This window comes from Kitasatospora sp. NPDC096204 (genome assembly GCF_044763205.1).
Lineage (GTDB): Bacteria > Actinomycetota > Actinomycetes > Streptomycetales > Streptomycetaceae > Kitasatospora.
This window is the reverse complement of sequence record NZ_JBIWFT010000001.1, coordinates 419931-446561: the sequence shown is the minus strand read 5'-3', so window position 1 is coordinate 446561 and position 26631 is coordinate 419931. Positions and strand designations below refer to the sequence as shown.

The 26631-nt window shown below is 75.1% G+C and carries 4 protein-coding genes and 1 pseudogene; 3 read left to right on the top strand and 2 right to left on the bottom strand.

Annotated elements, in window-relative coordinates:
• Positions 1-34: 34 nt before the first annotated feature.
• Positions 35-4813 (bottom strand): annotated as a pseudogene (locus ACIQ87_RS01455) (type I polyketide synthase); the annotation flags it as partial.
• Positions 4814-5133: 320 nt separating this feature from the next.
• On the opposite strand from ACIQ87_RS01455, the gene ACIQ87_RS01450 reads away from it, so the two are divergent.
• From ACIQ87_RS01450 to ACIQ87_RS01440, 3 genes are all read left to right on the top strand, one after another.
• Positions 5134-6744: an aspartate aminotransferase family protein gene (locus tag ACIQ87_RS01450; RefSeq protein WP_402399809.1), complete on the top strand. Its 1611-nt coding sequence runs from the start codon at positions 5134-5136 to the stop codon at positions 6742-6744.
• 94 nt (positions 6745-6838) lie between these two features.
• Positions 6839-23842: an SDR family NAD(P)-dependent oxidoreductase gene (locus tag ACIQ87_RS01445; RefSeq protein WP_402399806.1), complete on the top strand. Its 17004-nt coding sequence runs from the start codon at positions 6839-6841 to the stop codon at positions 23840-23842.
• A gap of 154 nt (positions 23843-23996) precedes the next feature.
• Entirely contained in the window at positions 23997-24353 is a 357-nt protein-coding gene (locus ACIQ87_RS01440) for a nuclear transport factor 2 family protein (protein ID WP_402399803.1), read from the top strand.
• On the opposite strand, the gene ACIQ87_RS01435 is transcribed toward ACIQ87_RS01440, so the two are convergent.
• Complete coding sequence (locus ACIQ87_RS01435) at positions 24340-26520, bottom strand: BTAD domain-containing putative transcriptional regulator (protein ID WP_402399801.1); 2181 nt, start codon at positions 26518-26520, stop codon at positions 24340-24342. The two genes, ACIQ87_RS01440 and ACIQ87_RS01435, sit on opposite strands and share 14 nt — an antisense overlap.
• Positions 26521-26631: the final 111 nt, after the last annotated feature.

Below are 26631 nucleotides of genomic sequence, written 5' to 3'. Positions count from 1 at the left end.
CATGAGGGGAGTTACCTGTTCCAGGAGTCGGAGGTCAGTGGTGGGCGCGGCCGAGCTCGTTGTCGATGAGGTCGAGGAGTTCGTCGGTCGACGCCGAGGCGAGGGAGTCGTCGAAGGCCTCTTCGGCCCCCTCTCCCGGCTGTGTGCCGGTCTCCAGCCACCGCGACAGCAGGGTCTGCAGTCGGACGGTGATCTCGTCACGGTCGTCGCCGGTGCCGTTGCCGTCCTCGGCGGCGAGCGCCTGCTCCAACTCGTCCAGGGCGGCGAGCGCGGCCGGCTGCGGCTGCGGTGCCTCCTCGGAGGCGATGCGGGCGAGCAGGAACGCGGCCAGCTTCGACGGCGTCGGGTGGTCGAAGACCGCGGTGGCCGGCAGCTGGGCGCCGGTGACGGTGTTGAGCCGGTTGCGCATCTCGACGGCGGTGAGCGAGTCGAAGCCGAGCTCCCGGAAGGGCTGTTCGGGGTCGACGGCGTCGGGGTCGCCCAGGCCGAGGACGGCGGCCACCCGGCCGCGGACCAGGTCGAGGACGAACTTCGCGCGCTCGGCGGCAGGCAGCGCGGACAGCTGCTGGGCCGTCGGCACCTCGGGGCCGCCGTCCGCGCGCCGGGTCTCGGCCGGGACCAGGGCCCGCAGCAGCGGGGGGACCCGGTCGAGCGCGCGCAGGGCCTCCAGGTCGAACGCCGTGGTGACCACGGCGGGCCGGCCCGAGGCGAGGGCGGTGTCGAGGAGCTCCAGTCCCTCCTTGACGCCGATCGGCACGAAGCCGTCGCGGGCGAAGCGGGCCCGGTCGAGGTCGCCCAGTGCCCCGTTGATGCCGCCCTCGACGTCCCACAGGCCCCAGGCCAGTGAGGTCGCGGGCAGGCCGTGGGCCCGGCGGTGCCCGGCGAGCCCGTCGAGGTAGGCGTTCGCGGCGGCGTAGTTGGCCTGGCCCGGTCCGCCGAACAGCCCGACGGTCGAGGAGAACAGCACGAACGCCGTCAGGTCCACGTCGCGGGTCAGCTCGTCGAGGTGCCGGGCGGCGTCCGCCTTGGGGCGCAGGGCGGCGTCCAGCTGCTGCGGGGTCATGGCCGGCAGCAGGCTGTTGTCCAGGGCTCCGGCCGCGTGCACGACACCGGTCAGCGGCCGGTCGGCGGGGATGCCGTCCAGCAGCGCGGCGAGGGCCTCGCGGTCCGCAACGTCACAGGCGGCGATGCGGACCGTCGCCCCGAGCTCCGCCAGGTCGGCCGCCAGGCGGTCGGCGCCAGGGGCGTCGGCGCCGGTACGACCGGCCAGCAGGAGGTGCGTGACGCCGTGCTCGGTGACGAGGTGGCGGGCGACGGCGGAGCCGACCACGCCGGTGCCGCCGGTGACGAGGACGGTGCCCTGCGGGTTCCACACCGGGCCGTCCTGGCCGCCGCGCACGGCGGAGGCGCGGATCCGGCCGAGCCGGGGTACGAAGGCCCGGCCGGACCGGACGGCGGCCTGCGGCTCGTCGGCGGTGAGCAGGGCGGCGAGCAGGGCCACGGGGACCGGCTCGGCGCCGGCGTTGGTGTCGGCGTCGGTGTCGGTGTCGGTGTCGGTGTCCACGAGCAGGATCCGGTCGGGCGACTCGGACTGGGCGGAGCGGACCAGGCCCCAGACGGCCGCGGCGGCCGGGTCCGGCGCCTCGGTGTCCGCCGTGGCGACGGCGCCCCGGGTGACGAGGACCAGGCGGGTGTCGGCGAACCGCTCGTCGGCCTGCCAGTCCCGCAGCAGGTCCGCGGTCTGCCGCAGGAGCCGGTGCGGCGCCCCGTCCGGGTGGGCGTCCCCACCCTCCGGGTGGGCGTCCCCACCGTCCGGGTGGGCGTCGATCGGCACGACGAGGGCCCGGACCGAGTCGCCGGCGTCGAGCGCACGCCCGAAGGCGGCCAGGTCGGCGTAGGACGCGGCGCTGCCGTCCGCCGCGTCGCCGGGCTTCCCGAGCCGGGCCCAGGGCACAGCCCGAGCGGCCGGGCGTACGACGTCCGGGAGCCAGCCGACCTGGTGGAGCGAGCCGAGCGGCTCCGGTGTGCCGGCCGGTGCACCGGCGGCGGCCGCGGCATCGGCCGAGGGCTCCAGCCAGTACCGCTCGCGCTGGAAGGGGTACGTCGGCAGACCGACCCGCCGCACCCGGGCGGCGCCGAAGAAGGCCTGCCAGTCGACCGGCACGCCCCGGGTGTGAAGCACGGCGAGCGCGTGCACCAGCGACTGCGGCTCCGGCTGCTTGCGGCGCATGGCGGGCACCGCGACCGCGTGGTCCGCGCCGGCGGCGGCGAGCGCGGACAGGACGCCGTCCGGGCCGAGCTCCAGCAGGGTGGTGACGCCTTCGGCCTCCAGGGTGCGCACCGCGTCGAGGAAGCGGACCGGTCGACGGATCTGCTGCACCCAGTACTCGGGCGTGGTCCAGTCGCCGTGGTCCACCTTGCCGGTCACCGTGGACACGATCCCGAACTTCGGCTCATGGAAGGCGAGTTGCTCAGCGATGCCGCGGAACTCGTCGAGTATCGGCTCCATCCGGTGGGAGTGGGAGGCCCGCAGGATCGGCAGGACCTTGACGGACCGGCCGCGTTCCCGCCAGACCGCCGCGACGGCGTGGACGGCGTCCTCGTCGCCGGAGAGGACCACCGCACGCGGGCCGTTGACCGTACCGATCACGGCGCGCCCGTCCGGGTCGAGGGTTTCGAGGACCTCCTCCTCGGTGGCCTCGACGGCGACCATCGCGCCGCCCTCCGGCAGCGACCGCATGAGGCGCCCGCGGGCGGTCACCAGGACCGCGGCGTCGGACAGCGACAGCACGCCCGCGAGGTGGGCGGCGATCAGCTCACCCGTGGAGTGGCCCACCAGGTAGTCCGGGCGGACGCCCCACGTCTCGAAGAGGCGGAACAGCGCGACCCCGACCGCGAAGAGCGCGGCGAGGGTGTAGTCGATCTGGTCCAGCTCGTCACCGGACTCGATCACCGTGCGCAGCGGGCGCGGCAGGTGCGCGTCCAGGGCGGCGCAGACCTCGTCGAAGGCCGCGGCGAACTCCGGGAAGGTCTCGACGAGTTCGCGGGCCATCCCGACGCGCTGGGCGCCGCCGCCGGTGAACATGAACGCGATCCGGCCCTCGTCCTTGCTGCCGGTGATCGCGGCCGGGTCCTCCTCGCAGAGGGCGTCGAGGCCGTCCAGCAGCTCCTCGCGGTCGCCCGCGAGGGCGACGGCGCGGTGCCGCATGGCCGTCCGGGTGGTGGCCAGCGACCAGGAGAGGTCGAGCAGGTCGAGGTCGGGGCGCTCGGCGAGCAGCCCGGCGATCCGCTCGGCCTGCGCCCGCAGCGCCTGCGGGGACCGTGCCGACAGGACGTACGGCAGGACGGGCGCGGGCGGTGCGGCGGCCGGGGCCCGCCGCGGCTCGGGCTCTGCGGCGGCCGGCTGCGGCTCGGGCTGCTCAGCGGTCGGCTGCTCGGCGGCCGGCTGCGGCGCCTGCTCGACGATGACGTGCGCGTTGGTGCCGCTGAAGCCGAAGGCGGAGACGGCGGCCCGACGCGGCCGGTCCAGCTCCGGCCAGTCCCGCTGCTCGGTGAGCAGGGCCAGCGCGCCGGAGCTCCAGTCGACGTGCGGGGTCGGGTCGTCGGCGTGCAGGGTCCTCGGCATGACGCCGTGGCGGATGGCCTCGACCACCTTGATGATCCCGCCGACGCCGGCGGCGGCCTGGGTGTGCCCGACGTTCGACTTGAACGAGCCCAGCCGCAGCGGCCGGTCCGCGGGGCGGCCCTTTCCGTAGGTGGCGAGCAGGGCGTTGGCCTCGATCGGGTCGCCGAGGGGGGTGCCGGTGCCGTGCGCCTCGACGAGGTCGACGTCCGCGGCGGTCAGTCCGGCGGAGTCCAGGGCCTGACGGATCACCCGTTCCTGGGCGGGCCCGTTGGGTGCGCTGAGCCCGTTGCTCGCGCCGTCCTGGTTGGTGGCCGTTCCGGTGATCACGGCCAGCACCTCGTGCCCGTTGCGCAGGGCGTCGGACAGCCGTTCCACGAGCAGGACACCGGCACCCTCGGCCCAGCCGGTGCCGTCGGCCGACGCGGCGAAGGACTTGCAGCGCCCGTCGGCCGACAGGCCGCGCAGCCGGGAGAACTCGACGAAGGCCTGCGGGGTGGACATGACGGTCACACCGCCGGCGAGGGCCAGGTCGCACTCGCCGCGGCGCAGCGCCGCCGCCGCGAGGTGGACGGCGACCAGCGACGAGGAACAGGCCGTGTCGACGGTGACGGCGGGGCCCTCCAGGCCGAAGACGTAGGACAGCCGGCCCGAGGCGACGCTGCCGGCGCTGCCGCTGTAGAGGTAGCCCTCGAACTCCTCGGGCGGCAGGTGGGGGCGGGATCCGTAGTCGTGGTACATCGACCCGATGAACACGCCGGTCCGGCTGCCGGAGACGGCGTCGGCGGAGATCCCGGCGCGTTCGAAGCTCTCCCAGGCCGTCTCCAGCAGCAGCCGCTGCTGCGGGTCGGTGGCCAGCGCCTCCCGCGGCGACATGCCGAAGAACTCCGGGTCGAACCCGTCCGCGTCATGCAGGAATCCGCCCTGGTCGGTGTACGACGTGCCGACCGCGTCGGGGTCGGGGTGGTAGAGCCGGTCCAGGGGCCAGCCGCGGTGCTCGGGGAACGGGCTCACCGCGTCCACGCCGTCGGCGACCACCTGCCACAGGCGTTCCGGGGAGTCCACGCCGCCGGGATACCGGCAGGCCATCCCGATGATCGCGACCGGCTCGCGGTCCTTCTCCTCGATCTCGCGCAGCCGCCTGCGGCTGGCCTGGGCGTCGGCGACAGCGCGCTTGAGGTACTGGCGGAGCTGGTTCTCGTCGGTGCTCACGCGCCCTCAGCTCCCGGGATCTCCGCAGGAGAGGTGCCTGCCGATTCCTCGCTACCGTGCACGGGTTTTTCCTTTCCCGGAGGACTTCTCATGGAGGACTTCTCGTGCGACTCGCAAACCGCCGACCAGTCTCGTCCACGGGCTTCCGTGAAGTGGTAACCCGGCGCTCTTTCCCGGCGGAACAGCTCGCGGTGACCACGGGCTGATGCGCCGATTAGCGCGTGATTACAGACCCGTTACGGGTCCGTCGGTATGGTTCCGGACACGTCGGCCCTCACAGATTGGGAACCCGAGTCGAAATGAACCCGGAGATTGCAGAGCAAGACCTTGCGGAGCCCTATCTCGGGGGTCTGCTCGCCTCACTCGGCCTGAACGTCCACTATTCCAGGGCGGAAAAGGACACCCTTTTCTTCCGCGATGACACGGGGCGTGAGGTCCCGGTGCTCGACCTCGTCGGCGGCTACGGCTCGACGATCCTCGGGCACGGCAACCCCGAGATCGTCGGCTACGCGAAGGAGCTGCTGGACGGAGGCGTCCCGGTCCACGCGCAGTTCTCGAAGCACCCGTACGCCAACGAGCTGGCGCAGAAGGTGAACGCCGTCATCCGGCGCGAGTTCGGCACGGACGAGCCCTACTCGGCGATCTTCGCCAACAGCGGTGCCGAAGCGGTCGAGATCGCGATGAAGCACGCCGAGTTCGACCGGGTCGCGCGCCTCACCGAGCTGACCGGGGAGATCGACGGGAACATCGAGCAGGCCCGTGTGGCGGCGGCCGGCGGGGCCGGACTCGCCGGCGGGGCCGCGTACGACCGTCTGGCCGCGGCCGGGGGCGTCGCGGCCGGTGCCCCGCTGGACGAGGTGATCGCCGGGATCCGCCGCGCCAATGCACCACGCCTGGCGGCGCCCCCGGTGTTCCTGGCCCCGGAGGGCTCGTTCCACGGGAAGCTGGTCGGCAGCGTCCAGCTCACCCACAACCCCGGCTTCCGCACCCCGTTCTCCTCGCTGGCGGCACAGTGCCGCTTCGTCGCGGTGCACGAGCCGGACGCCCTGGCCAAGACGATCGAGTCGGTGCGCCGGACCGTGTTCGACCTCGCGGTGGACGGCGGCGCGGTGCGCGTCGTCGAGCGCGGACTGCCGACCGTCGCCGCCTTCGTCCTGGAGCCGGTCCAGGGCGAGGCCGGGATCCGGGTGTTCGACCGGGAGACCGCGGAGCGGATCCGGCAGGCCTGCGCTGCGGCCGGCATCCCGATCGTCGTCGACGAGGTGCAGAGCGGTATGGGCCGCACCGGCGCCTTCTTCGCGAGTTCGCACCTCGGCCTGCAGGGCGACTACATCACGCTGGCCAAGAGTCTGGGCGGCGGCGTCGCCAAGGCGGCGGTGACCCTGGTGCGCGGCTCGCGCTACCGCAAGGAGTTCGAGCTGGTGCACAGCTCGACCTTCGCGAAGGACGCGTTCTCCACGTCGATCGCCGTTCGGACGGTCGACCTGCTGGAGGCGGACGGCGGCCGGGCGTACCGGCTGGCCGCCGAGCGCGGCAGCAGGCTCGCGGACATGCTCCGCGGGCTCCAGCGAGAGTTCGGGACGGTCGTCAAGGACGTCCGCGGCAAGGGCCTGATGCTCGGCCTGGAGTTCCACGACCAGTCGGACTCCGCCGCCGAGGTGATCGCCGGGCAGGCCCGTGCCGGGCTGCTCGGCTACCTGCTGTCCGGCTACCTGCTGCGCGTCCACGCCCTGCGGATCCTCCCGACGGCCAGCGCCGTCAACACCCTGCGGCTGGAGCCGTCCGTCCACTTCACGGACGCCGAGACCGACCGGCTGGAAGCGGGGCTGCGCGGGCTGCTGACCGTGCTCCGCGACCAGAACGGCGCCGCCTTCCTGCCGCCGGGACCGGCCGGGGAATCCGCTCACTAGGGTCCCGTGAGCTCGGCGACGGACTTCCTGAACCCGGAACCCCGCACCCCTCGCATGGCGAATTTCCAGGATGACGAAGGAAAGAGCTGTTCAGATGACGACACGGCACGACGGGCACGAGGACGGTCATGACGAATCGGTGGCGATCGTCGGGATGTCCTGCCGGTTACCCGGGGCGACCGGGGCGGCGGAATTCTGGAATCTCCTGCGGGACGGCCGCACTGCGATAACCGAGGTCCCGCAGGACCGGCGGGACGGCATTTCGGATTCGGTCAGGTTCGACGGCGGCACGCGTTTCGGTGCTTTCCTCGACGGGATCGGGGACTTCGACGCCGCGTTCTTCGGCGTCTCCGCCCGGGAAGCGGCGGCGATGGACCCGCAGCAACGCCTGGTGCTGGAGCTGGCGTGGGCGGCGCTGGAGGACGCCGGGATCGTCCCGGCCGCCCTGGCCGGCTCCGCGGCCTCGGTGTTCGTGGGCTCGCTCCGCGACGACTACGCCGGCCTCGTGCTGAGCGGCGGCGACGGAGCGATCTCCCAGCACACCAACACCGGCGTGCACCGGGGGGTCATCGCCAACCGGGTCTCCTACGCCTTGGACCTGCGCGGCCCCAGCGTCGTGGTGGACACGGCCCAGTCGTCGTCGCTGGTCGCGGTCCACCTGGCCGCCCAGAGCGTGCGGTCGGGCGAGTCGCCGATCGCCATCGCGGCGGGCGTGAACCTCAACCTCCTCGCCGAAGGGGCGCTGGGCGCGCAGCGGTTCGGCGGACTGTCCCCGGACGGCCACAGCTACGTCTTCGACGCCCGGGCCAACGGCTACGTCCGCGGCGAGGGCGCCGTGGCCCTGGTCCTGAAGCCGCTGCGCGCGGCCCTGGCCGACGGGGACGACGTCTACGCCGTGCTGCGCGGCAGCGCGGTCAACAACGACGGCGCCACTCCGGGCCTGACCGTGCCCAGCCCGCAGGCCCAGGAGCGGGTCGTCCGGGCCGCGCTGCGGCGCGCCGGCGTCGCTCCGGAGCAGGTGCAGTACGTCGAACTCCACGGCACCGGCACCCCGGTGGGCGACCCCGTCGAGGCGGCCGCGCTGGGCGCGGTCTTCGCCGGGCGGGCCGACGGGGCCGCCGACCCGCTGCTGGTGGGTTCGGTCAAGACCAACATCGGGCACCTGGAAGGCGCCGCCGGCATCACCGGCCTGCTCAAGGCGGTGCTCAGCATCCGCAACCGCCGCCTGCCCGCGAGCCTGAACTTCGCGACGCCCAACCCGGCCATCCCCTTCGACGAGCTCGGGCTGCGGGTCGCCGCGGAGCCGTCCGACTGGCCGCACCCGGGCCGCCCGCTGATCGCCGGCGTCTCCTCGTTCGGCATGGGCGGCACCAACGCCCACGTGGTCCTGAGCGAGCCGCCGGCCGAGGCCCGTACCGACGGCGCCGCACCGGCGGCGCAGGCCGCGCCGGTCGCGGTGCCGGTGCCCGTCTCGGGCCGCACCCCGGCCGCGCTGCGGGCGCACGCCGCCCTGCTGAGCGCGTCCGGACTCGCCCCGCAGGACCTCGGCTTCTCACTGGCGACCACCCGGACGGCGTTCCGGCACCGGGCCGTCGTGCTCGCCGCGGACGCCGAGGAGCTGCACGCCGGCCTGGACGCCCTCGCGCAGGGGCGCTCCGCCCCGCACCTGGTCACGACCGCGGAGCCCGGGCCCGGGGCGGCGGACGGCGCCGGGCTCCCCGACGACCGGACCGCGCTCCTGACCGCCCTCGCGACCGCGTTCGTGAACGGCGAGGACGTCGACTGGAGCCCCGCGTTCGCGGACGTCGGCGCCGGCCGGGTCCGGCTGCCCGGCTACCCGTTCCAGCGCGAGCGGTTCTGGACCGGCGAGCACCCCGCCGCGGCGGCCGCCGCGGACTCCCCCGGCACCGACCCCACCGCGCTGGTCAGGGCGCAGGTGGCCGAGGCCCTCGGGGCGGCCGTCCCGGACTCCGTGGAACTCGACACCAACTTCCGCGACCTCGGCTTCTCGTCGCTGATGACGGTGGAGCTGATCGAGAGCCTGTCCGCCGCCACCGGACGCCCGCTGCCCAGCGGTCTGCTGTTCGACTATCCGACACCGCAGGAGCTGATCGGCTACTTCGCCGAGACCGGCGTCGGCCCCGGCCGCGCGGCGGGCCGAGGCCCGTCCGCGGCCGCGCCGTCCGCCCGGACCCGCGCCGCGGCCGGCGCCGACGAGGACGCGATCGCGATCGTCGGCATGGCCTGCCGTTTCCCGGGCGGGCTCGCCTCCCCCGAGGACCTGTGGCGCGTGGTCGCCGGCGAGCAGGACGTGTACGGCGACTTCCCGACCGACCGCGGCTGGCAGCCCGGTGAGGGGTACTCCCGGACCGGCGGGTTCCTCGACACCGCGGCCGAGTTCGACGCCGAGTTCTTCGGGATCTCCCCCCGGGAGGCGCTGGCCATGGACCCGCAGCAGCGGCTGCTGCTGCAGACCACCTGGGAGGCCCTGGAGCGGGCCGGCATCGACCCGAAGTCCCTGCGGGGCAGCCGCACCGGCGTGTTCGTCGGCGGCACCTCCTCCGATTACGGCCCCCGGATGCACGAGGCGGGCGACGAGGTCAAGGGCTACGTGCTCACCGGCACCACGCCCAGCGTGCTGTCGGGCCGGATCGCCTACCAGTTCGGGTTCGTGGGCCCCACCCTCACCGTGGACACGGCCTGCTCCTCCTCGCTCGTCGCCCTGCACCTGGCGGTGCGCGCCCTGCGCAGCGGCGAGGCGTCGGCGGCGCTCGCCGGCGGCGTGACCGTGATGGCCACTCCCGGCATGTTCGAGGAGTTCTCCCGCCAGCACGGGCTGGCCGCCGACGGGCGGTGCAAGCCGTTCTCGGCCGACGCCGACGGCACCGGCTGGTCCGAGGGCGTGGGCATGCTGGTGCTGAAGCGGCTCTCGGACGCCAGGCGCGACGGCCACCCGGTGCTCGCGGTGATCCGGGGCACCGCGATCAACTCCGACGGCTCCTCCAACGGGCTGACCGCGCCCAGCGGCCTGTCCCAGCAGCGGCTGATCGGCGCCGCGCTGGCCGACGCCGCCCTGACCGGCGCCGACGTGGACCTGCTGGAGGCCCATGGCACCGGCACCTCGCTCGGCGACCCGATCGAGGCCGACGCGATCCTCGCCACCTACGGACAGGACCGCGATGTCCCGCTGTACCTGGGCTCGCTGAAGTCGAACATCGGCCACACCCAGGCCGCGGCCGGCGTCGCCGGCGTGATCAAGGCGGTCCAGGCCATGCGGCACGAGGTGCTGCCGCGGACCCTGCACGCCAACGTCCCGACCTCCCGCGTGGACTGGGAGTCGGGCCGGGTGGAGCTGCTGACGCAGGCTCGCGAGTGGCCGCGCGCCGACCGGCCGATCCGCGCCGCGGTGTCCGCCTTCGGCATCAGCGGCACCAACGCCCACGTCGTCCTGGAGGAGGGCGAACGGACCCCGACCGCCCTGGTGTTCACCGGCCAAGGGGCGCAGCGCCCCGGCATGGGCCGCGAACTGCATGCGCGGTTCCCGGTGTTCGCGCGCGTCCTCGACGAGGTGTGCGCCGCGTTCGACGCCCACCTGGACCGGCCGCTGAAGGAGCTGATGTTCGACGAGGGGCCGGACGCCGCGGCCGTCCTCCACCAGACCCGTTACACCCAGCCGGCGCTGTTCGCCTTCGAGGTGGCGCTGGCCGCGCTGGCCGCCGACCAGGGGCTCGGCGCCGACCTGCTCGCCGGGCACTCCATCGGCGAACTCGCCGCCGCCTACGTGGCCGGGGTGTTCTCGCTGGAGGATGCGGCGAAGCTGGTGGCCGCCCGCGGCCGGCTGATGCAGCGGGCCCGTTCCGGCGGCGCGATGATCGCCGTGGAGGCCTCCGAGGCGGAGGTCGCCGGGACCCTGGTCGACGGGGTCGTGGTGGCCGCGGTGAACGGCCCGGTGTCGGTGGTGATCGCCGGCGACGCGGAGGCCGCCGAGACCGTCGCCGCCGGGTGGCGGGAGCACGGCCGCCGGGTCACCCGGCTGACCGTCAGCCACGCCTTCCACTCCCCCCACATGGACGAGGTGCTCGACGAGTTCCGGTCGGTGGCCGAGACCGTCGGCCACCGGCCGCCGCGGATCCCCGTGATCTCCACCGTGACCGGGCGCCCGCTGCCCGCCGACCCCTCCGGGTACGCCGAGCACTGGGTCACCCAACTCCGCGGCACCGTGCGGTTCCACGACGCCGTGACCGCCCTGCGCGAGGCCGGTGCCGGCCTGTTCGCCGAGATCGGGCCGTCGGCCGCGCTCACCCCGCTGGTCAGGTCCGCCGGCGTGCGGCGGGCCGTCCCGCTGGGCCGGTCCGCCGGGTCCGAGGCGGAGGTCCTCACCGCGGGCCTGGCCCGGCTCCGGGGCGAGGAGCCGACGCACCCGTTCCGCCGCGACCGCTACTGGCTGCCGCCGCGCGCGGCGCGCGGCGGCTCGGGGCACCCGCTGCTCGACTCGGTCGTGGAACTCGTCGACCGGGACGAGGTGGTGCTCGCCGGCACCGTCTCGGTGGCCGACCACCCGTGGCTCGCCGGCCACGTGGTCGACGGTGCGGTCCTGCTGCCCGGAACGGCGTTCCTGGAGCTGGCGCTGTTCGCCGGCGAGCGGGTGGGCCTGTCCGGGGTGGCGGACCTGACGCTGGAGAGCCCGCTGGAGCTCCCCGCCGCCGGTTCCGTACAGCTCCAGGTCACCGTGCACGAGCGGCAGTTGGCGATCCACTCGCGGCGCGACGGCGAACCGGGGTGGACCCGGAACGCGTCCGGGCTGCTCGACGGCGACGCGGCCGCGGAGCCGGACGCGGCGGACCGGCTGGAGTGGCCGCCCGTCGGCGACCCGCTGCCTGTCGACGACGCGTACGAGCTGCTCGGCGAACGCGGCTACGCCTACGGCGGCGTGTTCCGCGGGCTGCGGGCGGTGTACCGCGACGGCGACACCGCGTACGCCGAAGTCCGCTTCCCGGACGGGCACTTCGCCGCGGACTCCTGCTTCCTGATGCACCCGGCCCTGATGGACGCGGTGCTGCACCCGATCGTGCTGGGCCTGGTCGACGGCGGGGAGGGGACGCGCCTGCCGTTCGCGTGGAGCGGGGTGCGCCTGCACCCGGGCGCCACCGGCGGCACGGAGTTCCGCGCCCGGATCCGCCCGGCCGGCGGCGACAGGTACGAGCTGCTGCTCGCCGACGCGACCGGGGAGCCGGTGGCCACCGTCGACGGCCTGGCCTTCCGGGCGTCGGCGCGCACCGACGCCGTCCCGATGTACGAACTGGCCTGGCAGCCCCCGGGCACCCCAGCGGCGGACGCCGACGGCCCGCTCCGGCCCACCGTGGTCGAGGTGGCCCCGGCCGACGGCCCGGCGGCCGCGGCCGCCGCCGCCCTCGCCGCGGTCCGGGACTGGGCGGCCGCGAGCCACGACCAGGGCGAGCGCCTGGTCCTCGTCACCCGGGACGCGGTCGCGGCCGCACCGGGGGATGCCGTGGCCGACCCGGCCGCCGCCGCGGTGTGGGGCCTGGCCCGCACCGCCCAGAGCGAGTACCCCGACCAGATCGTCGTGCTGGACCTCGCCGGCACCGCCCCCGCCGTGGACACCGTCGAGGCGGCCGTACGGACCGGGGAGCCGCAGCTCGCCGTCCGCGACGGCGCGCTCCTGGTGCCCCGGATCACCAGGGCCGCCCAGGCCCCCGAGGGCGCCGCGGCCGACGGGACCGGACTCGGCTGGAACCCCGGTGGCACGGTCCTGATCACCGGCGGCACCGGCGGGCTGGGCGCGCTGATCGCCCGGCACCTCCACCACCGGCACGGGCTGCGGAACCTGCTGCTGGTCAGCCGCCGCGGCCCGGACGCGCCCGGCGCCGCCGCCCTGGCGGCCGAGCTGGACGGCGTGCGCATCGCCGCCGTCGACGTGACGGACCGGGCCGCGCTGGCCGCGCTGGTCGACGGCCTGCCGGCCGACGCGGCCCTGACCGCGGTGGTCCACACCGCCGGGGTGCTCGACGACGCCACGATCCCGGCGCTGACCGAGCAGCGCGTCCGCACGGTCATGGCCGCCAAGGCCGACGCCGCCCGGCACCTGCACGAGCTCACCGCGGACCGGGAGCTGGACGCCTTCGTCCTGTTCTCCTCGATCTCCGGCCTGCTCGGCACCGCCGGCCAGGCCAACTACGCGGCCGCCAACACCTACCTGGACGCGCTGGCCGCGCACCGCCGCGCCCTCGGCCTGCCCGGGACCTCCCTGGCGTGGGGCCTGTGGGAGGAGGGCATGGGGCAGTCCCTGGGCGCCTCCGACCTGGGCCGCTGGACCCGGTCCGGCGTGGCACCGCTCACCGCCGCGCAGGGTCTCGCCCTGTTCGACCGGGCCCTGTCGCGGGAGACGGCGGACACCACGGGCGCGACGGACACCACGGGCACGACCACCGCCCTGCCCGTCCCGGCCGTCCTCCAGCCGTCGCTGCTGTCCGCCACCGACCCCGTACCGCCCCTGCTGGCCGCCCTGGTCCGGCGCCGCCGCAAGCCCGCCGGCACCGCCGCGGCGGCCGGACGCGCCGGACGGACGCTGACGGCGAAGCAGGCCGAGGAGCTCGTCCGAACGACCACGGCCGCGGTGCTCGGCCTGCCCAACCCCGGCGCGCTCGACATGGGCAGGGCGTTCCGCGAGCAGGGCTTCGACTCCCTGGCCGGCGTCGACCTGCGCAACCGGCTGATCGCGGCCACCGGCCGGCGGCTCCCGGCCACCCTGGTCTTCGACCACCCCACCCCGCAGGCCCTGGCCTCGTTCCTCGCCCAGGACCCGGACGGCGGACCGGACGAGCGGGCGGCCGGCGGCGCGCGGCGGCGCGCGAACCGCGGCCGGACCGACGAGCCGATCGCCATCGTCGGCATGGCCTGCCGCTTCCCCGGCGGCGTCCGCTCGGCCGACGACCTGTGGCAGCTGGTCCTGGACGGCCGGGACGCGATCTCCGAGTTCCCCGTCAACCGCGGCTGGGACCTGGACCGGCTGTACCACCCCGACCCGGACCACCTCGGCACCAGCTACACCAGGAGCGGCGGGTTCCTGCACGACGCGGACCTGTTCGACGCCGCGTTCTTCGACATGTCCCCCCGCGAGGCACTCGCCACCGACCCTCAGCAGCGACTGCTGCTGGAGACGGCGTGGGAGACCTTCGAGGACGCCGGCATCGACCCGACGGGCCTGCGCGGCAGCCGCACCGGTGTGTTCACCGGCGTGATGTACGACGACTACGCCTCGCGGCTCCCGGCCACCCCGCAGGAGGTGGAGGGCTTCCTACTGGCCGGCAACACCTCCAGCGTGATCTCCGGGCGGCTGGCGTACAGCTACGGCCTGGAGGGCCCGGCGATCACCGTCGACACCGCGTGCTCGTCCTCGCTGGTCGCCCTGCACCTGGCCGCGAACGCGCTGCGCTCGGGCGAGGTGGACCTCGCGCTGGCGGGCGGCGTCACGGTCATGTCCGGCCCGGGCACCTTCGTCGAGTTCTCCCGGCAGAAGGGCCTTTCCGAGGACGGCCGGTGCAAGTCCTTCTCGGCCGACGCCGACGGCACCGGATGGTCGGAGGGCGTCGGCCTGCTGCTGGTGGAGCGCCTGTCCGACGCCCGCCGCAACGGGCACCAGGTGCTGGCGGTGCTGCGCGGTTCCGCGGTGAACTCCGACGGCGCCTCCAACGGCCTGACCGCCCCGAACGGGCCCTCGCAGGAACGGGTGATCCGCGCCGCCCTCGTCGACGCCGGCCTGAACGGCGCCGACATCGACCTGGTCGAGGCGCACGGCACCGGCACCCGGCTCGGCGACCCGATCGAGGCCCAGGCCCTGCTGGCCACCTACGGGCAGGACCGCGAACAGCCCGTACGCCTGGGCTCGCTGAAGTCGAACATCGGGCACGCCCAGGCCGCCGCCGGCGTCGGCGGCGTGATCAAGATGGTCCAGGCGATGCGGCACGGCATCCAGCCCCGCACCCTGCACCTGGGCACGCCGTCGCCACACGTGGACTGGTCCGCGGGCGCGGTCGAGCTGCTCGGCGAGCAGCAGGAGTGGCCGGCCCTCGGCCGCCCGCGGCGCGCCGCAGTGTCCGCGTTCGGGATCAGCGGCACCAACGCCCACGTGATCCTGGAGGAGGCCGGGCCGTCCCCGGCTCCCGCCCGGACCTCCGGGACCCGCCCTGGCGAGGAGCCCGGCGCCGCCGCGCCGGTGCTGCCGCTGGTGCTGTCGGCCCGGACCGACCGGGCACTGCGCACCCGGGCCGCGGAGCTGCGCGCCCACCTGGACGCGCGGCCGGAGCTCGGCCTCGCCGACGTCGCCGGCACGCTCGCCGGGCGGCGCGCCCTGCTGGAGCGGCGGGCCGTGGTCCTCGGCTCCGACCGGGAGTCCGTGCTGCGCGGCCTCGACGCCGTCGCGGCGGGCACCGCCGCGCCGGGCGTGGTCCAGGGACACGGCACCGGCCGCGGCGCCACCGCCTTCCTGTTCACCGGACAGGGCGCCCAGCGGGCCGGGATGGGGCGCGAACTGTACGAGCGGTCCGACGTCTTCCGCGCCGCGCTCGACGAGGTGGCGTCCCACCTCGACCCGGTGCTCGACCGGCCGCTGACCGCCGTCCTGTTCGCCGAGCCCGACACCGCCGACGCGGCGCTGCTCGACCAGACCGCGTACACCCAGGCCGCGCTGTTCGCGGTCGAGGTGGCGCTCCACCGGTTCGCCGAGCACCACGGCGTCACCGCCGACTACCTGCTCGGCCACTCGGTCGGCGAGGTGGCCGCGGCGCACGTGGCCGGCGTGTTCGACCTGCCCGACGCCTGCCGGCTGGTCGCCGCCCGGGGTGCCGCCATGCAGTCCGCCCGCGACGACGGTGCGATGGCCGCGCTGGAGGCCTCCGAGGAGGAGGTGCGCGAGTCGCTGGTTCCCGGCGCGGCGATCGCCGCGGTGAACGGCCCCCGGGCCGTGGTGGTGTCCGGCGACGAGGGCGCCGTGACCGCGCTGACCGCGCACTGGTCCGGCCTCGGCCGGCGGACCCGGCGGCTCTCGGTCAGCCACGCCTTCCACTCGCCCCACATGGACGGGGTGCTCGCCGGCTTCCGCGCCGCGCTGGACACCGTCGTCTTCCACGAGCCGCGGATCCCGGTCGTCTCGAACGTCACCGGCGAGATCGCCACCGCCGAACAGCTGGCCTCCCCGGACTACTGGGTGACCCATGTCCGGGAAGCCGTACGGTTCCTCGACGGGGTGCGCACCCTGCGCCGCGGCGGGGTCACCGAGTTCGTCGAGCTCGGCCCGGACGGCGCGCTGACCGCGATGGTCGGACAGGCCGTCGCGGACGAGGACGGGGACGCCGACCCGAGCATCGGCACCGCGGTACCGATGCTGCGGTCCGGACGCGGGGACGTGGAGACGGCCTTCTCCGCGCTCGGCGCCCTGCACCTGAGGGGCGTGCCGGTCGACTGGTCGGCGGTCCTTCCGACGACCGGGCCCGTCCCGCTGCCGCGGTACCCGTTCCAGCACCGCCGGTACTGGCTGGAGACCCCGTCCTCGGAGCATCCGCTGCTGGACACCGCGGTCACCCTCGTCGACGGCGCCACCGTGCTGACCGGTGAGATCGGTGCGGGCGGCTGGATCGGCGACCACCGGATCCGCGGCGAGGTCCTGGTCCCCGGCACGGCGCTGCTGGACATGGCGCTGCACGCCGGGTCCCGGGTGGACTGCCCGACGGTGGCCGAACTGACCCTCACCACCGCGCTGGCCGTACCGGACGGCGAAAGGGTGACGGTCCAGGTCCGGGTCGAGGCCCCGGAGCCGGACGGCAGCCGCGCGCTGCTGATCCACTCCCGCCCGCGGGCCGCCGGTGACCTCGCCGAGTGGACCCGGCACGCCCACGGCGTCCTCGCCCCCGGGCGGCGGGCGGCCCCGGCCGCCGCCGAACCCGTGGGCGAGGAGGCCGACCTGACCGGCGTCTACGAGCGGCTCGACGGGCACGGCTACCGGTACGGCCCGGCGTTCCAGGGCCTGCGGTCGGTGCGCCACACCGGCGAGGACCGCTTCGTCGAGGTGGAGCTGCCGCAGCGCCACCGGAGCGAGGCGGCCCGCTACGGCGTGCACCCGGCCCTGCTCGACGCGGTGCTGCACGTGCTGCTCCCCGGCGTCGTCGACCCCGCCGCCCCGGCGGTCCTGCCGTTCTCCTGGACGGGGGTCACCCGGTACGCGACCGGCGCGACGGCCCTGACCGCGCGGGTCACGGTCCGCGGCGGCACGGCGGGCCTGGCGGTCCACGACCGCGACGGTCGGGCGGTGCTGACGGTCGACGAGCTGGCGCTGCTGTCGGTCGGCGGCAGCCATGCGCCGGCGGGCCTGCACACCGTGTTCTGGCGGGACGCCCCCACCCCCGGGGCCGGCCTCGAACCGGCCGTCCTGCACCGGGTGGCGGCCGTGGCCGACGGCCCGGAGCAGGACGTCCCGACGAGGGCGAAGGCCCTGGTGCACTCCGTCCTCGGCGAACTCCGGGCGGTCCTCGCCGAGGACGACGGGCGCCGCCACGCCTTCGTGATCACCCCGGACCTGGCGCACGCCGCGATCCGTGGCCTGGTGCGCAGTGCCCAGGCGGAGAACCCGGGCCGACTGGTGCTCGTCGAGGCCGACGAAACCGCCGACGCGGCGCAGGTGGAGACCGCACTGCGGACACCCGAGCCGGAACTGGCGCTCCGGGACGGCCGGATCCTGGTGCCGAGGCTGGCCCGCCCGGCCGGCACCGCGGCGGACGCCCCGGCCGGCACCGCGGCCCTGACCGCGGGCCCGGTGCTGATCACCGGCGCGACCGGCACCCTCGGCACCGTCCTGGCCCGGCACCTGGTCGTCCGGCACGGGGTTCGGCGCCTGGTGCTGCTCAGCCGCCGCGGCGAGGCCGCGCCCGGCGCGGCGGACCTGCGGGACGAACTGACCGGCCTCGGCGCCGAGGTGAGCCTGGTGGCCGCCGACGTGACCGACCGGCAGGCCCTGGAGCGGGTGTTCGCCGCCCACGCGCCGACCGCGGTGGTGCACACCGCGGGAGTCGTCGCCGACTCCACGATCGCCGGGCTGACCGCCGAGCGGATCGACGCGGTGCTCAGCCCGAAGGTGGACGCGGCCTGGCACCTGCACGAACTGGCCGGGGACCGGCCGCTGTTCCTGTACTCCTCGGTCGCCGGGCTGCTCGGCACCGCGGGCCAGGCGAACTACGCGGCGGCCAACACCTTCCTGGACGCCCTCGCCGAGCACCGCCGCGCCCTGGGCCGTCCCGCGGTCTCGCTGGCCTGGGGCCTGTGGGCGCAGACCAGCACCATCTCCGAGGGGCTGACCGACGCCGACGTCCGGCGGCTGGCCCGCTCGGGCCTGCGTCCGCTGGACACCGCGGAGGGGCTGGGCCTGTTCGACGCCTCCCTCGGCGCGGCCGCCGGCGACGGTGCCGCGGTGCTCGCCCTGACCCGGTTCGACCGCTCCGCGCTCCGCGGCCGCACCGACCTCCCCGGGATGCTGCGTGACCTGGCCGGACCGGCCGCGGCCACCCCGGCGGCCGTACCGGACGGCGAATCCGGCCTGCCGGGTGCGCAGACGCCCGGGGCCGGCGGCGCCGACCTGCGGGAGATCATCCGCGACCAGATCGCCGCGGTGCTCGGCCACGCCGACCCGGCCGAGGTCGAGGAGGAACGTTCGTTCAGCGAGCTCGGCTTCGACTCGCTCACGGCCGTCGAGCTGCGCAACCGGCTCGGCGCCGCGACCGGCCACCGACTGTCCGCGACCGTGGTGTTCGACCACCCCACCCCGGCCGCGCTGACCGAGCACCTGCTCGCTCTCGCCGCGGCCGGGGAGCGGCCGCTGCCCCCGGCGGCCGCGAGCCGGCCGGCGACGGACGGGAACCTCGACGAGCCGATCGCGATCGTCGGCATGGCCTGCCGGTACCCGGGCGGGGTCGCTTCGCCGCAGGACCTGTGGCAGCTGGTCGCCGACGGCCGGGACGCCACCTCGGAGTTCCCGGTGAACCGCGGCTGGCCGGCCGGGCTGTACCACCCCGACCCGGACCACCCGGGCACCTCCACCACCCGCCGGGGCGGGTTCCTGCACGACGCGGACCGCTTCGACGCCGAGTTCTTCGGCCTGTCGCCGCGGGAGGCGCTCGCCGTGGACCCGCAGCAGCGGCAGCTGCTGGAGACCACCTGGGAGGCCGTGGAGCAGGCCGGGCTGGACCCGCAGTCCCTGCGCGGCAGCCGGACCGGCGTGTTCGTCGGGGTCATGTACAGCGACTACGGCTCCCGGCCGAACCTGCCGCCGGAGGGCGTGCAGGGCTACCTGTACAGCGGCAGCGCCGGCAGCATCGCCTCCGGCCGGCTGGCCTACACGTTCGGGTTCGAGGGACCGACCCTCACCGTGGACACGGCGTGCTCGTCGTCGCTGGTCGCGGTGCACCTGGCCGCGAGCGCGCTGCGCCGCGGCGAGTGCGGGCTCGCGGTGGCGGGCGGCGCGACCGTGATGGCCACGCCGACGCCGTTCGTGGAGTTCTCCCGGCTGCGCGGGCTGTCCGACGACGGCCGGTGCAAGTCCTTCTCCGACGACGCCGACGGCACCGGATGGTCCGAGGGCGCCGGCATGCTGGTGCTGGAGCGGCTGTCGGACGCCCGGCGCAACGGGCACCGGGTGCTCGCCGTGCTGCGCGGCTCGGCGGTGAACTCCGACGGCGCCTCGAACGGGCTGACGGCTCCCAACGGTCCCGCCCAGGAACGGGTGATCCGCGCCGCGCTCGACTCGGCCGGCCTGGCCCCGGCCGACGTCGGCCTCGTCGAGGCGCACGGCACCGGAACCAAGCTGGGCGACCCGATCGAGGCCGAAGCCGTGATCGCCGCCTACGGACGCGACCGGGAGCAGCCACTGCTGCTGGGGTCCCTGAAGTCGAACCTCGGGCACACCCAGGCGGCGGCCGGCGTCGGCGGGATCATCAAGGTCGTGCAGGCCATGCGGCACGGGATCGCCCCGGCCACCCTGCACGTCGGCACCCCGTCCCGGCACGTCGACTGGTCCGGGAGCGGCGTCGAGCTGCTGACGGAGGCCCGCCCGTGGCCGCGCGGGGCCCGGCCCCGCCGGGCCGGGGTGTCCTCCTTCGGGTTCGGCGGCACCAACGCCCATGTGATCGTCGAGGAGGCCGAGGCCGTCCCGGCCCCGGTCTCCGCGACACCGGCCGGCCCCGCGCCGGCCCCGGTCCCGTGGGTGCTGTCCGCCCGGACCGAGCAGGCGCTGGCCGAGCAGGCGCAGCGGGTCGCGGACCTGTCCACCGCGGACGAGGCGTACACCCTGGCCACCCGCGCCGCCCTGCCGTACCGGATCGCGGCGGCCTGCCCGGCGGCACTGCGGGACGCCGTACCGGTCCGGGCGGCGGGCGGCCGACTGGCCTTCGCGTTCACCGGACAGGGCGCGCAGCGGATCGGCATGGGCCTCGGACTGGCCGCCGCGCACCCGGTGTTCGCCTCGGCCTTCGACGAGGTCTGCGCCCACTTCGACGCCACACTGCGGGCCACGGTCCGGGCGGCGATCGCCGACGGGGACGGCCTGGACGAGACCGGCACGGCACAGCCCGCGCTGTTCGCCGTGGAGGTCGCGCTGTTCCGCCTGGCGGAGTCGTGGGGGGTCCGGCCCGACGTGGTGTTCGGCCACTCGGTCGGCGAGCTGGCCGCCGCGCACGTCGCGGGCGTGCTGTCGCTGCCCGATGCGGCCCGGCTGGTCGCCGCCCGCGGCGCCCTGATGCAGGCCCTGCCCCGCGGCGGCGCGATGGTCGCCGTCGAGGCGGCCGCCACCGAACTGGACGGCACGAAGCTGCCCGCCGGGGTGGCGGTCGCCGCGGTCAACGGCCCCGCCTCGCTGGTGCTGTCGGGCGCACAGGAGCCGCTGCTGGCCTTCGTCGAGGAGCGGTTCGCCGGCCGGCGGACCAAGCGGCTGTCCGTCAGCCACGCCTTCCACTCCCCGCTGATGGAGCCGATGCTGGCCGGGTTCCGGAAGGTGGCCCGGGAGCTCACGTACCACGCCCCGGTGATCCCCGCGATCTCCACGGTCACCGGTCGGTCCGCCGGGGAGTGGACCGACCCCGAGTACTGGGTGAACCAGGTGCGGGCCACCGTCCGGTTCCACGAGGCGGTGGAGACCGCCCGGGACGAGGGCGTGCGCACGGTGCTGGAGGTGGGCCCCGACGCGGTGCTCACCGGCATGATCGCCGCCGGTTTCCCCGCCGACGAGCCGGACGCCCCGGTCGCCGTACCGCTTCGGCGGCACGGCCGGCCCGAGGCGGACGGCGTCGCGGGCGCGCTCGGCGCCCTGTTCACCCGGGGCGTCGGGATCGACTGGAGCGCGGTGTTCCCCGGTGCCGGACCGGCCGACGTGCCCACGTACGCCTTCCAGCGCAAGCGGTTCTGGCTCGCCCCGGCCGGCCGGACCGATGTGGCCGGTGCCGGGCTGCGCTCCGCGGAACACCCGCTGCTGGGTGCGGCGGTCGACCTCGCCGCGGGCGCCACCGGCGAGGGCGGCGCCACCGTGTCGACGGGCCGGCTGACCCTGGCGGGGCAGCCGTGGCTCGCCGACCACCGGGTGCGGGGCGTCGTCCTGGTCCCCGGCACGGCGCTGGTGGAACTGGCCGCATCGGCGGGCGACCTCGCGGAGTTCACCGTCACCGAACCAGTCGTGGTGCCGGAGTCCGGCGCCCTGGTCCTCCAGCTGGTGGTCGACGGCGGCGACGTCACGCTCTGGTCCCGGAGCGGGGACGCCGGTCCGGACGGCCCCGGGTGGACCCGGCACGCCGTCGGCACCCTGGCACCGGAGACGTCCGGGACCGTCCCGGAGGCCGAGCCCTGGCCGGACGGGACCACGGAGATCGACCTGACCGGGCTGTACGAGCGGGTGGCGGAGCACGGGTACGCGTACGGCCCCGCCTTCCGGGGGCTGCGGGCGCTGCACCGGCACGGCGAGGAGCTGTTCGCCGAGGTCGTCGCCCCGGCGGAACCGGCCCTGCCGACCGCGGGGTTCGCCGCGCACCCGGCACTGCTGGACGCGGTCCTGCACGCGCTGCTGCCCGGCGTCGCCGACGACGACCGGCCGGCCGCCCTGCCGTTCGCCTGGAGCGGGGTGCGGTTCCACGCGGCCGCGGGGGCCGACGGTACGGTCCTGCGGGCCCGGATCACGCCCACGGGTCCGGACACGGTGCGCCTGCTGGTCTGCGGCGAGGACGGCCGGGTCCTGGCCGAGGTCGACGAGTTGGTGCTGCGTCCGCTCACCGGCCTCCCGGCCCCCGTGGCCGGCGAGAACCTGCTGTACACCCCCGTCTGGCGCCGGCCGGACGCGTCCGGTCCGGTGGCCGACGGCACCGGGCACACCGTGGTGCAGGCCGAGGCCGGCCCGGGTGACCTGCCCCAGCGGGCCCGCCACGCCGTCCATCACACCCTCGGTGTGCTGCGCGACCGGCTGGACCGCGACACCGGCGGACGGCTCGCCGTGGTGGTCGGCTCCGACCTGGCCCACGCCGGCGTCCGGGGCCTGGTCCTCAGTGCCGCGACCGAACACCCCGGCCGGTTCCTGCTGGTGGACCACCCGGACTGGGACGGCTCGGGCGACGTCCGGGACGCCGTACGGGAACTCCTGGCCACGGCCGGGGACCTGGACGAGCAGCAGGTCCGGGTCCGGGACGGGGAGTTCCTCGTCCCGCGGCTGGCCCGGTACCGGCGGTCGGCGGACACCCGGCCGGAGGAGGCGGAGCCCACGGCGGGGGCGCACGCCCCGGCCGGTGCGGCGCTCCCCTGGCGCGAGGGCACCGTGATGATCACCGGCGCGAGCGGTGCGCTGGGCGCGGAGCTGGCCCGGCACCTGGTGGCGGAGCACGGCGCCCGTTCGCTGCTGCTGGTCAGCCGGAGCGGGACGGCCCCGGAGATCGCGGGTGCCGGTGACGGCGTCGAGATCACCGCGGCGGCCTGCGACGTCGCCGACCGCGCGGCACTGGCCGCACTCGTCGCCCGCCACCGGCCCGTGGCCTTCGTGCACGCCGCCGGGACGCTGGACGACGGCACGCTGGACGGGCTGACGCCCGAACAGGTCGACGCTGTGCTGCGGCCCAAGATCGACGCCGCCTGGCATCTGCACGAGGAGGCCGGTGACCGGCCCCTGGTGCTGTACTCCTCGATCGCCGGGCTGCTCGGCACCGCCGGGCAGGCGAACTACGCGGCGGGGAACACCTTCCTGGACGCCCTGGCCGAGTACCGCACCTCCCGCGGCCTGCCGACGGTCTCGCTGGCCTGGGGGCTGTGGGAGACCGGGATGGGCGACGGGCTGTCGGGGGCGGACCTGAGGCGGATCCTCGCGCTCGGGCTGCGTCCGGTCGCGGTGCCGGAGGCGCTGGCCGCCTTCGACGCCGCCACCGCGGAACTCACCGGCCCGGCGGCCGACGGCGGCCGGAACGCGGTGTTCGCGGTGACCGGCGTCGACCGGGCCGCCCTCGGCGCTGCCCCGAACCCGCCCTCGGTGCTCCGGGATCTCGCGCCCCGGCCCGCACCGGCCGCCGCCACGCGCGGCGGAGCGGCCCGGCCGGCGGCGCAGCAGTCGGCGGACATCCCGTGGGACCGGCCGGGGGCCGCGCTCGAACTGGTCCGCCGTGAGGTCGCGGCCGCCCTCGGGCACGACGGAGTGTCGGCGATCGCCTCCGACGCGCCGTTCACGGACCTCGGATTCGACTCGCTGACGGCGGTGGAGCTGCGCAACCGGCTGACGGCGCTCACCGGCGAACGCCTGCCGACCACGCTGGTGTTCGACCATCCGACGCCGGCCCTGCTGGCCGAGCGGCTGCGCGCCATCGTGGCGGCCCGTCAGGCCGCGCCGCTCCTGGACCGGCTGGAGGCGCTGATCGGTGACGGACGGCTCGGCCCGGACGAGCTGGACCGGCTCCGGCAGCTCGTCGGCGGCGCTCCGGCGGCCGGCGACGGCCGCGACGACCGGCTCGAGGAGGAGCTCAGGGACCTGGAGGACGCGGATGACGAGGACCTGTTCGCCATGGTCGACGACCTCGGGTGACCCGTCCCGTCCGGGGCCGCCGACCGGCTGACCCGCCGGTCGGGGCTCCGCTCCGGTCGGCCGGAAGGTGGCTGTTCCGCCGCATTCCGGCCGACCGGAGCAATTCCACCGAACGACCCAATCAATCACACATCCACTGCTAAGGTGCTGACTCATGGACAGGAATGGCGTCGACCAACTGGTCGGGAAATACATCGGGATCTGGAACGAATCCGACGGCCGGATCCGGCGGGAATTGATCGAAGAGGTATTCACCGCGAACGCGACGTACACCGATCCGAACATCGTGGCCCACGGCGCGGCGGCCATCGGCGACTACCTCGCCATGGCGCAGCACAACTTCACAGGAATGCTCTTCACCCTCGGCCCGGTCCTGACCCATCACGACGCCGTCCACTTCTCCTGGCAGGTCGGCCCCGCAGGGGGCGCACCCGTGGCGAGCGGATTCGACGTCGCCACCTTCGAGGGCGGCCGGATCAACCGGCTGTACGGATTCTTCAAGGGCTACTGACCCATTCGTCGGGCGCGTGGTCGCCGGGAAAGGAATTCGTCCCGACGACCAGCGGAAGCGCCCGCAGCAGACGCGCCCGCTTCGCCGAAGCGGAAGCGGGATCGCCGAAGATGCGGTGGAAGGTCCGCCAGGTCGACTCGGAGATGCAGTCCCCGATGGTCGCGATCAGGTTCTCGAAGAGCTGGCCGACGGCGTCGACCGACAGGGGCTCCAACAGGATCCGCGTACTGTTCAGCCGGCCCAGCCCCCACTGCGGGAACCTGCGGTGGAAGTCCTCGTTGGCGCAGGCCACGATCAGCAGCCTGCCGGACTGGCCGCTCGCGCCGAGGCCGTCGAAGAAGGCGAGGGTGGCCTCGTCGGCGAGGTGCAGGTCGTCCACCGCGATGACGACCGGGTGCTTGCGGGCGAGCGCGTGCACGAGGGCCTCCGCCTCGTGCACGTCGCTCGCCGCTTCCGGGCGGATCGGACCGGCCGCCTCGGGCGGGGCGAGCGGTCCGACCTCGCGGTGGAGCGACCGCAGTGGCTCGACGAACGCCGACGGGTCGATGCTCACCGACCTCCTCACCCGGTACTTCACGATGAGCGGAGCCGTCCGGGCCTTCTCCTCCAGCAACTGGCAGAACTCCATCAGGAGGCGGCTCTTCCCCGTCCCGTGGTCGCCGAGGACGGTCACCAGGTGTGGAAGGCTGCGCTGCTCGACCCGCTCGAAGGTCCGCTGCAGGATCTCCATCTCGTGGTCCCGGTCGATGAACGGCTTGGTCTCGACCGGGTACTCCACCGAGCGCGCCTCGGCGACCCAGTACGGCAGCTTGCCGGCCGCCATGGTCAGGTACGACACCTGGTCGAGGGTCAGCGACCTGGTGCGGTCGGACACCCAGATCATGCCGACCGGCACCTGCGGGAAGATCTCCCAGCACTGGTCCAGCAGCGTGCCGTTGGCCGATACCCGGCTCCGGCGGGGCGCAGGGTCGAAGTGCCGCTGGAGGTCGCCGGTCGCCACCATGGCCCGGATGGTGAGCCCGTGCCGGTTCTCGTCCGACACGTCGAGGCTGTCCCGCAGCAGCAGGGCGAGCTGGGTCGCCCGTGCCGCGCCCTTCCGCGGGTCGTCCAGGTCGAAGAGGGCGATCGTCGCGGAGCCCACGGAGGCCACGACCTCTCCCCCGCTGCACTCCACGCCCGCCCTGACCAGGGTGTGGATGCCGTCGAGGAGCTCGTCGACGCCGACGGGGTGCCCCGTCCCCGCCCCGGATCCGACGTGGGTCCGGACGATCATCACCGTCACCTCGCGCCGGTGCGACCGCGTCTGGGAGGACGCCTGGTCCCCCGGCCGGCCCGATACATCCAGCAGGCCGTACACGAGCCCGTCCTCGTCGGCGGGTTCGTACGGCGCGGGCCGGACACCCGCGTCGACCACCACCGGCCCGCCGGCCGACTCGGGTTCCTCCCCGGCGGTCTCGGCCCGGGAGAGCCCGTTCAGCGTCGAATCGTGCGACAGGATGCGCCGCTGCAGGTCCCGCAGCCACGGACCGGGCTCCAGGCCGAGCCGGTCGACGAGGTCGGTGTGCGTGCGGTGGTAGACGTCGAGCGCCTCGGTCTGGCGGCCGGACCGGTACAGGGCCAGCATCAGCAGCCCGCGGGCCCGTTCGCGCAGCGGTTCCGCCTCCACCATCTTCTCGATGCCGCTGATCACTTCACGGTGGTGGCCGCAGTCCAGTTTGGCTTCGAAGTACAGTTCCTGGGCGTCGATCCGCGCGTTCTCGACGATGTTCGACTCCGGCCAGACGATCCCGACCTCCGCGAGATCCGCCAGGACGTCCCCGCGCCACAGGTCCAGCGCGTCCCGCAGGATCGCGGCCGCCTCCGCCGGGAACCCGTTGGCCATCTTCTTGCGCCCGAGCTCCAGCTGCCGGGCGAAAACGTGCACGTCGACCGTGTCCTCGTCGATGTGGAGCAGGTAGCCGGGCGACCGCGTGATCAGCGCCGGATGCGGCTCGCGCTCCTGGAGCGACCGCAGGACCGACCTGAGCGACCACACCGAATTCTGGAGGATCTTCCTCGCCGTAATGGGCGGCTCACCGTCCGGCCACAGGGAATCCACTAATCGACTGGCCGCGACCGCCTGATTTGATTCGAGCAGGAGACGCCCCAGCAGCGCACGCTGCTTCACGCCCCCCAGAACGACTCTTTCGCCGTCCCGAACGATCTCCAACGGGCCGAGCACGCGAAACTGAATCATGATTACCCCCATGTACTCATGACCGGGAAAAGTCACGCCAAA

Bases quoted from the DNA above. Each gene is read 5' to 3' on its own strand.
- ACIQ87_RS01450 (WP_402399809.1), top strand. From the start codon at position 5,134: ATGAACCCGGAGATTGCAGAGCAAGACCTTGCGGAGCCCTATCTCGGG.
- ACIQ87_RS01445 (WP_402399806.1), top strand. From the start codon at position 6,839: ATGACGACACGGCACGACGGGCACGAGGACGGTCATGACGAATCGGTG.
- ACIQ87_RS01440 (WP_402399803.1), top strand. From the start codon at position 23,997: ATGGACAGGAATGGCGTCGACCAACTGGTCGGGAAATACATCGGGATC.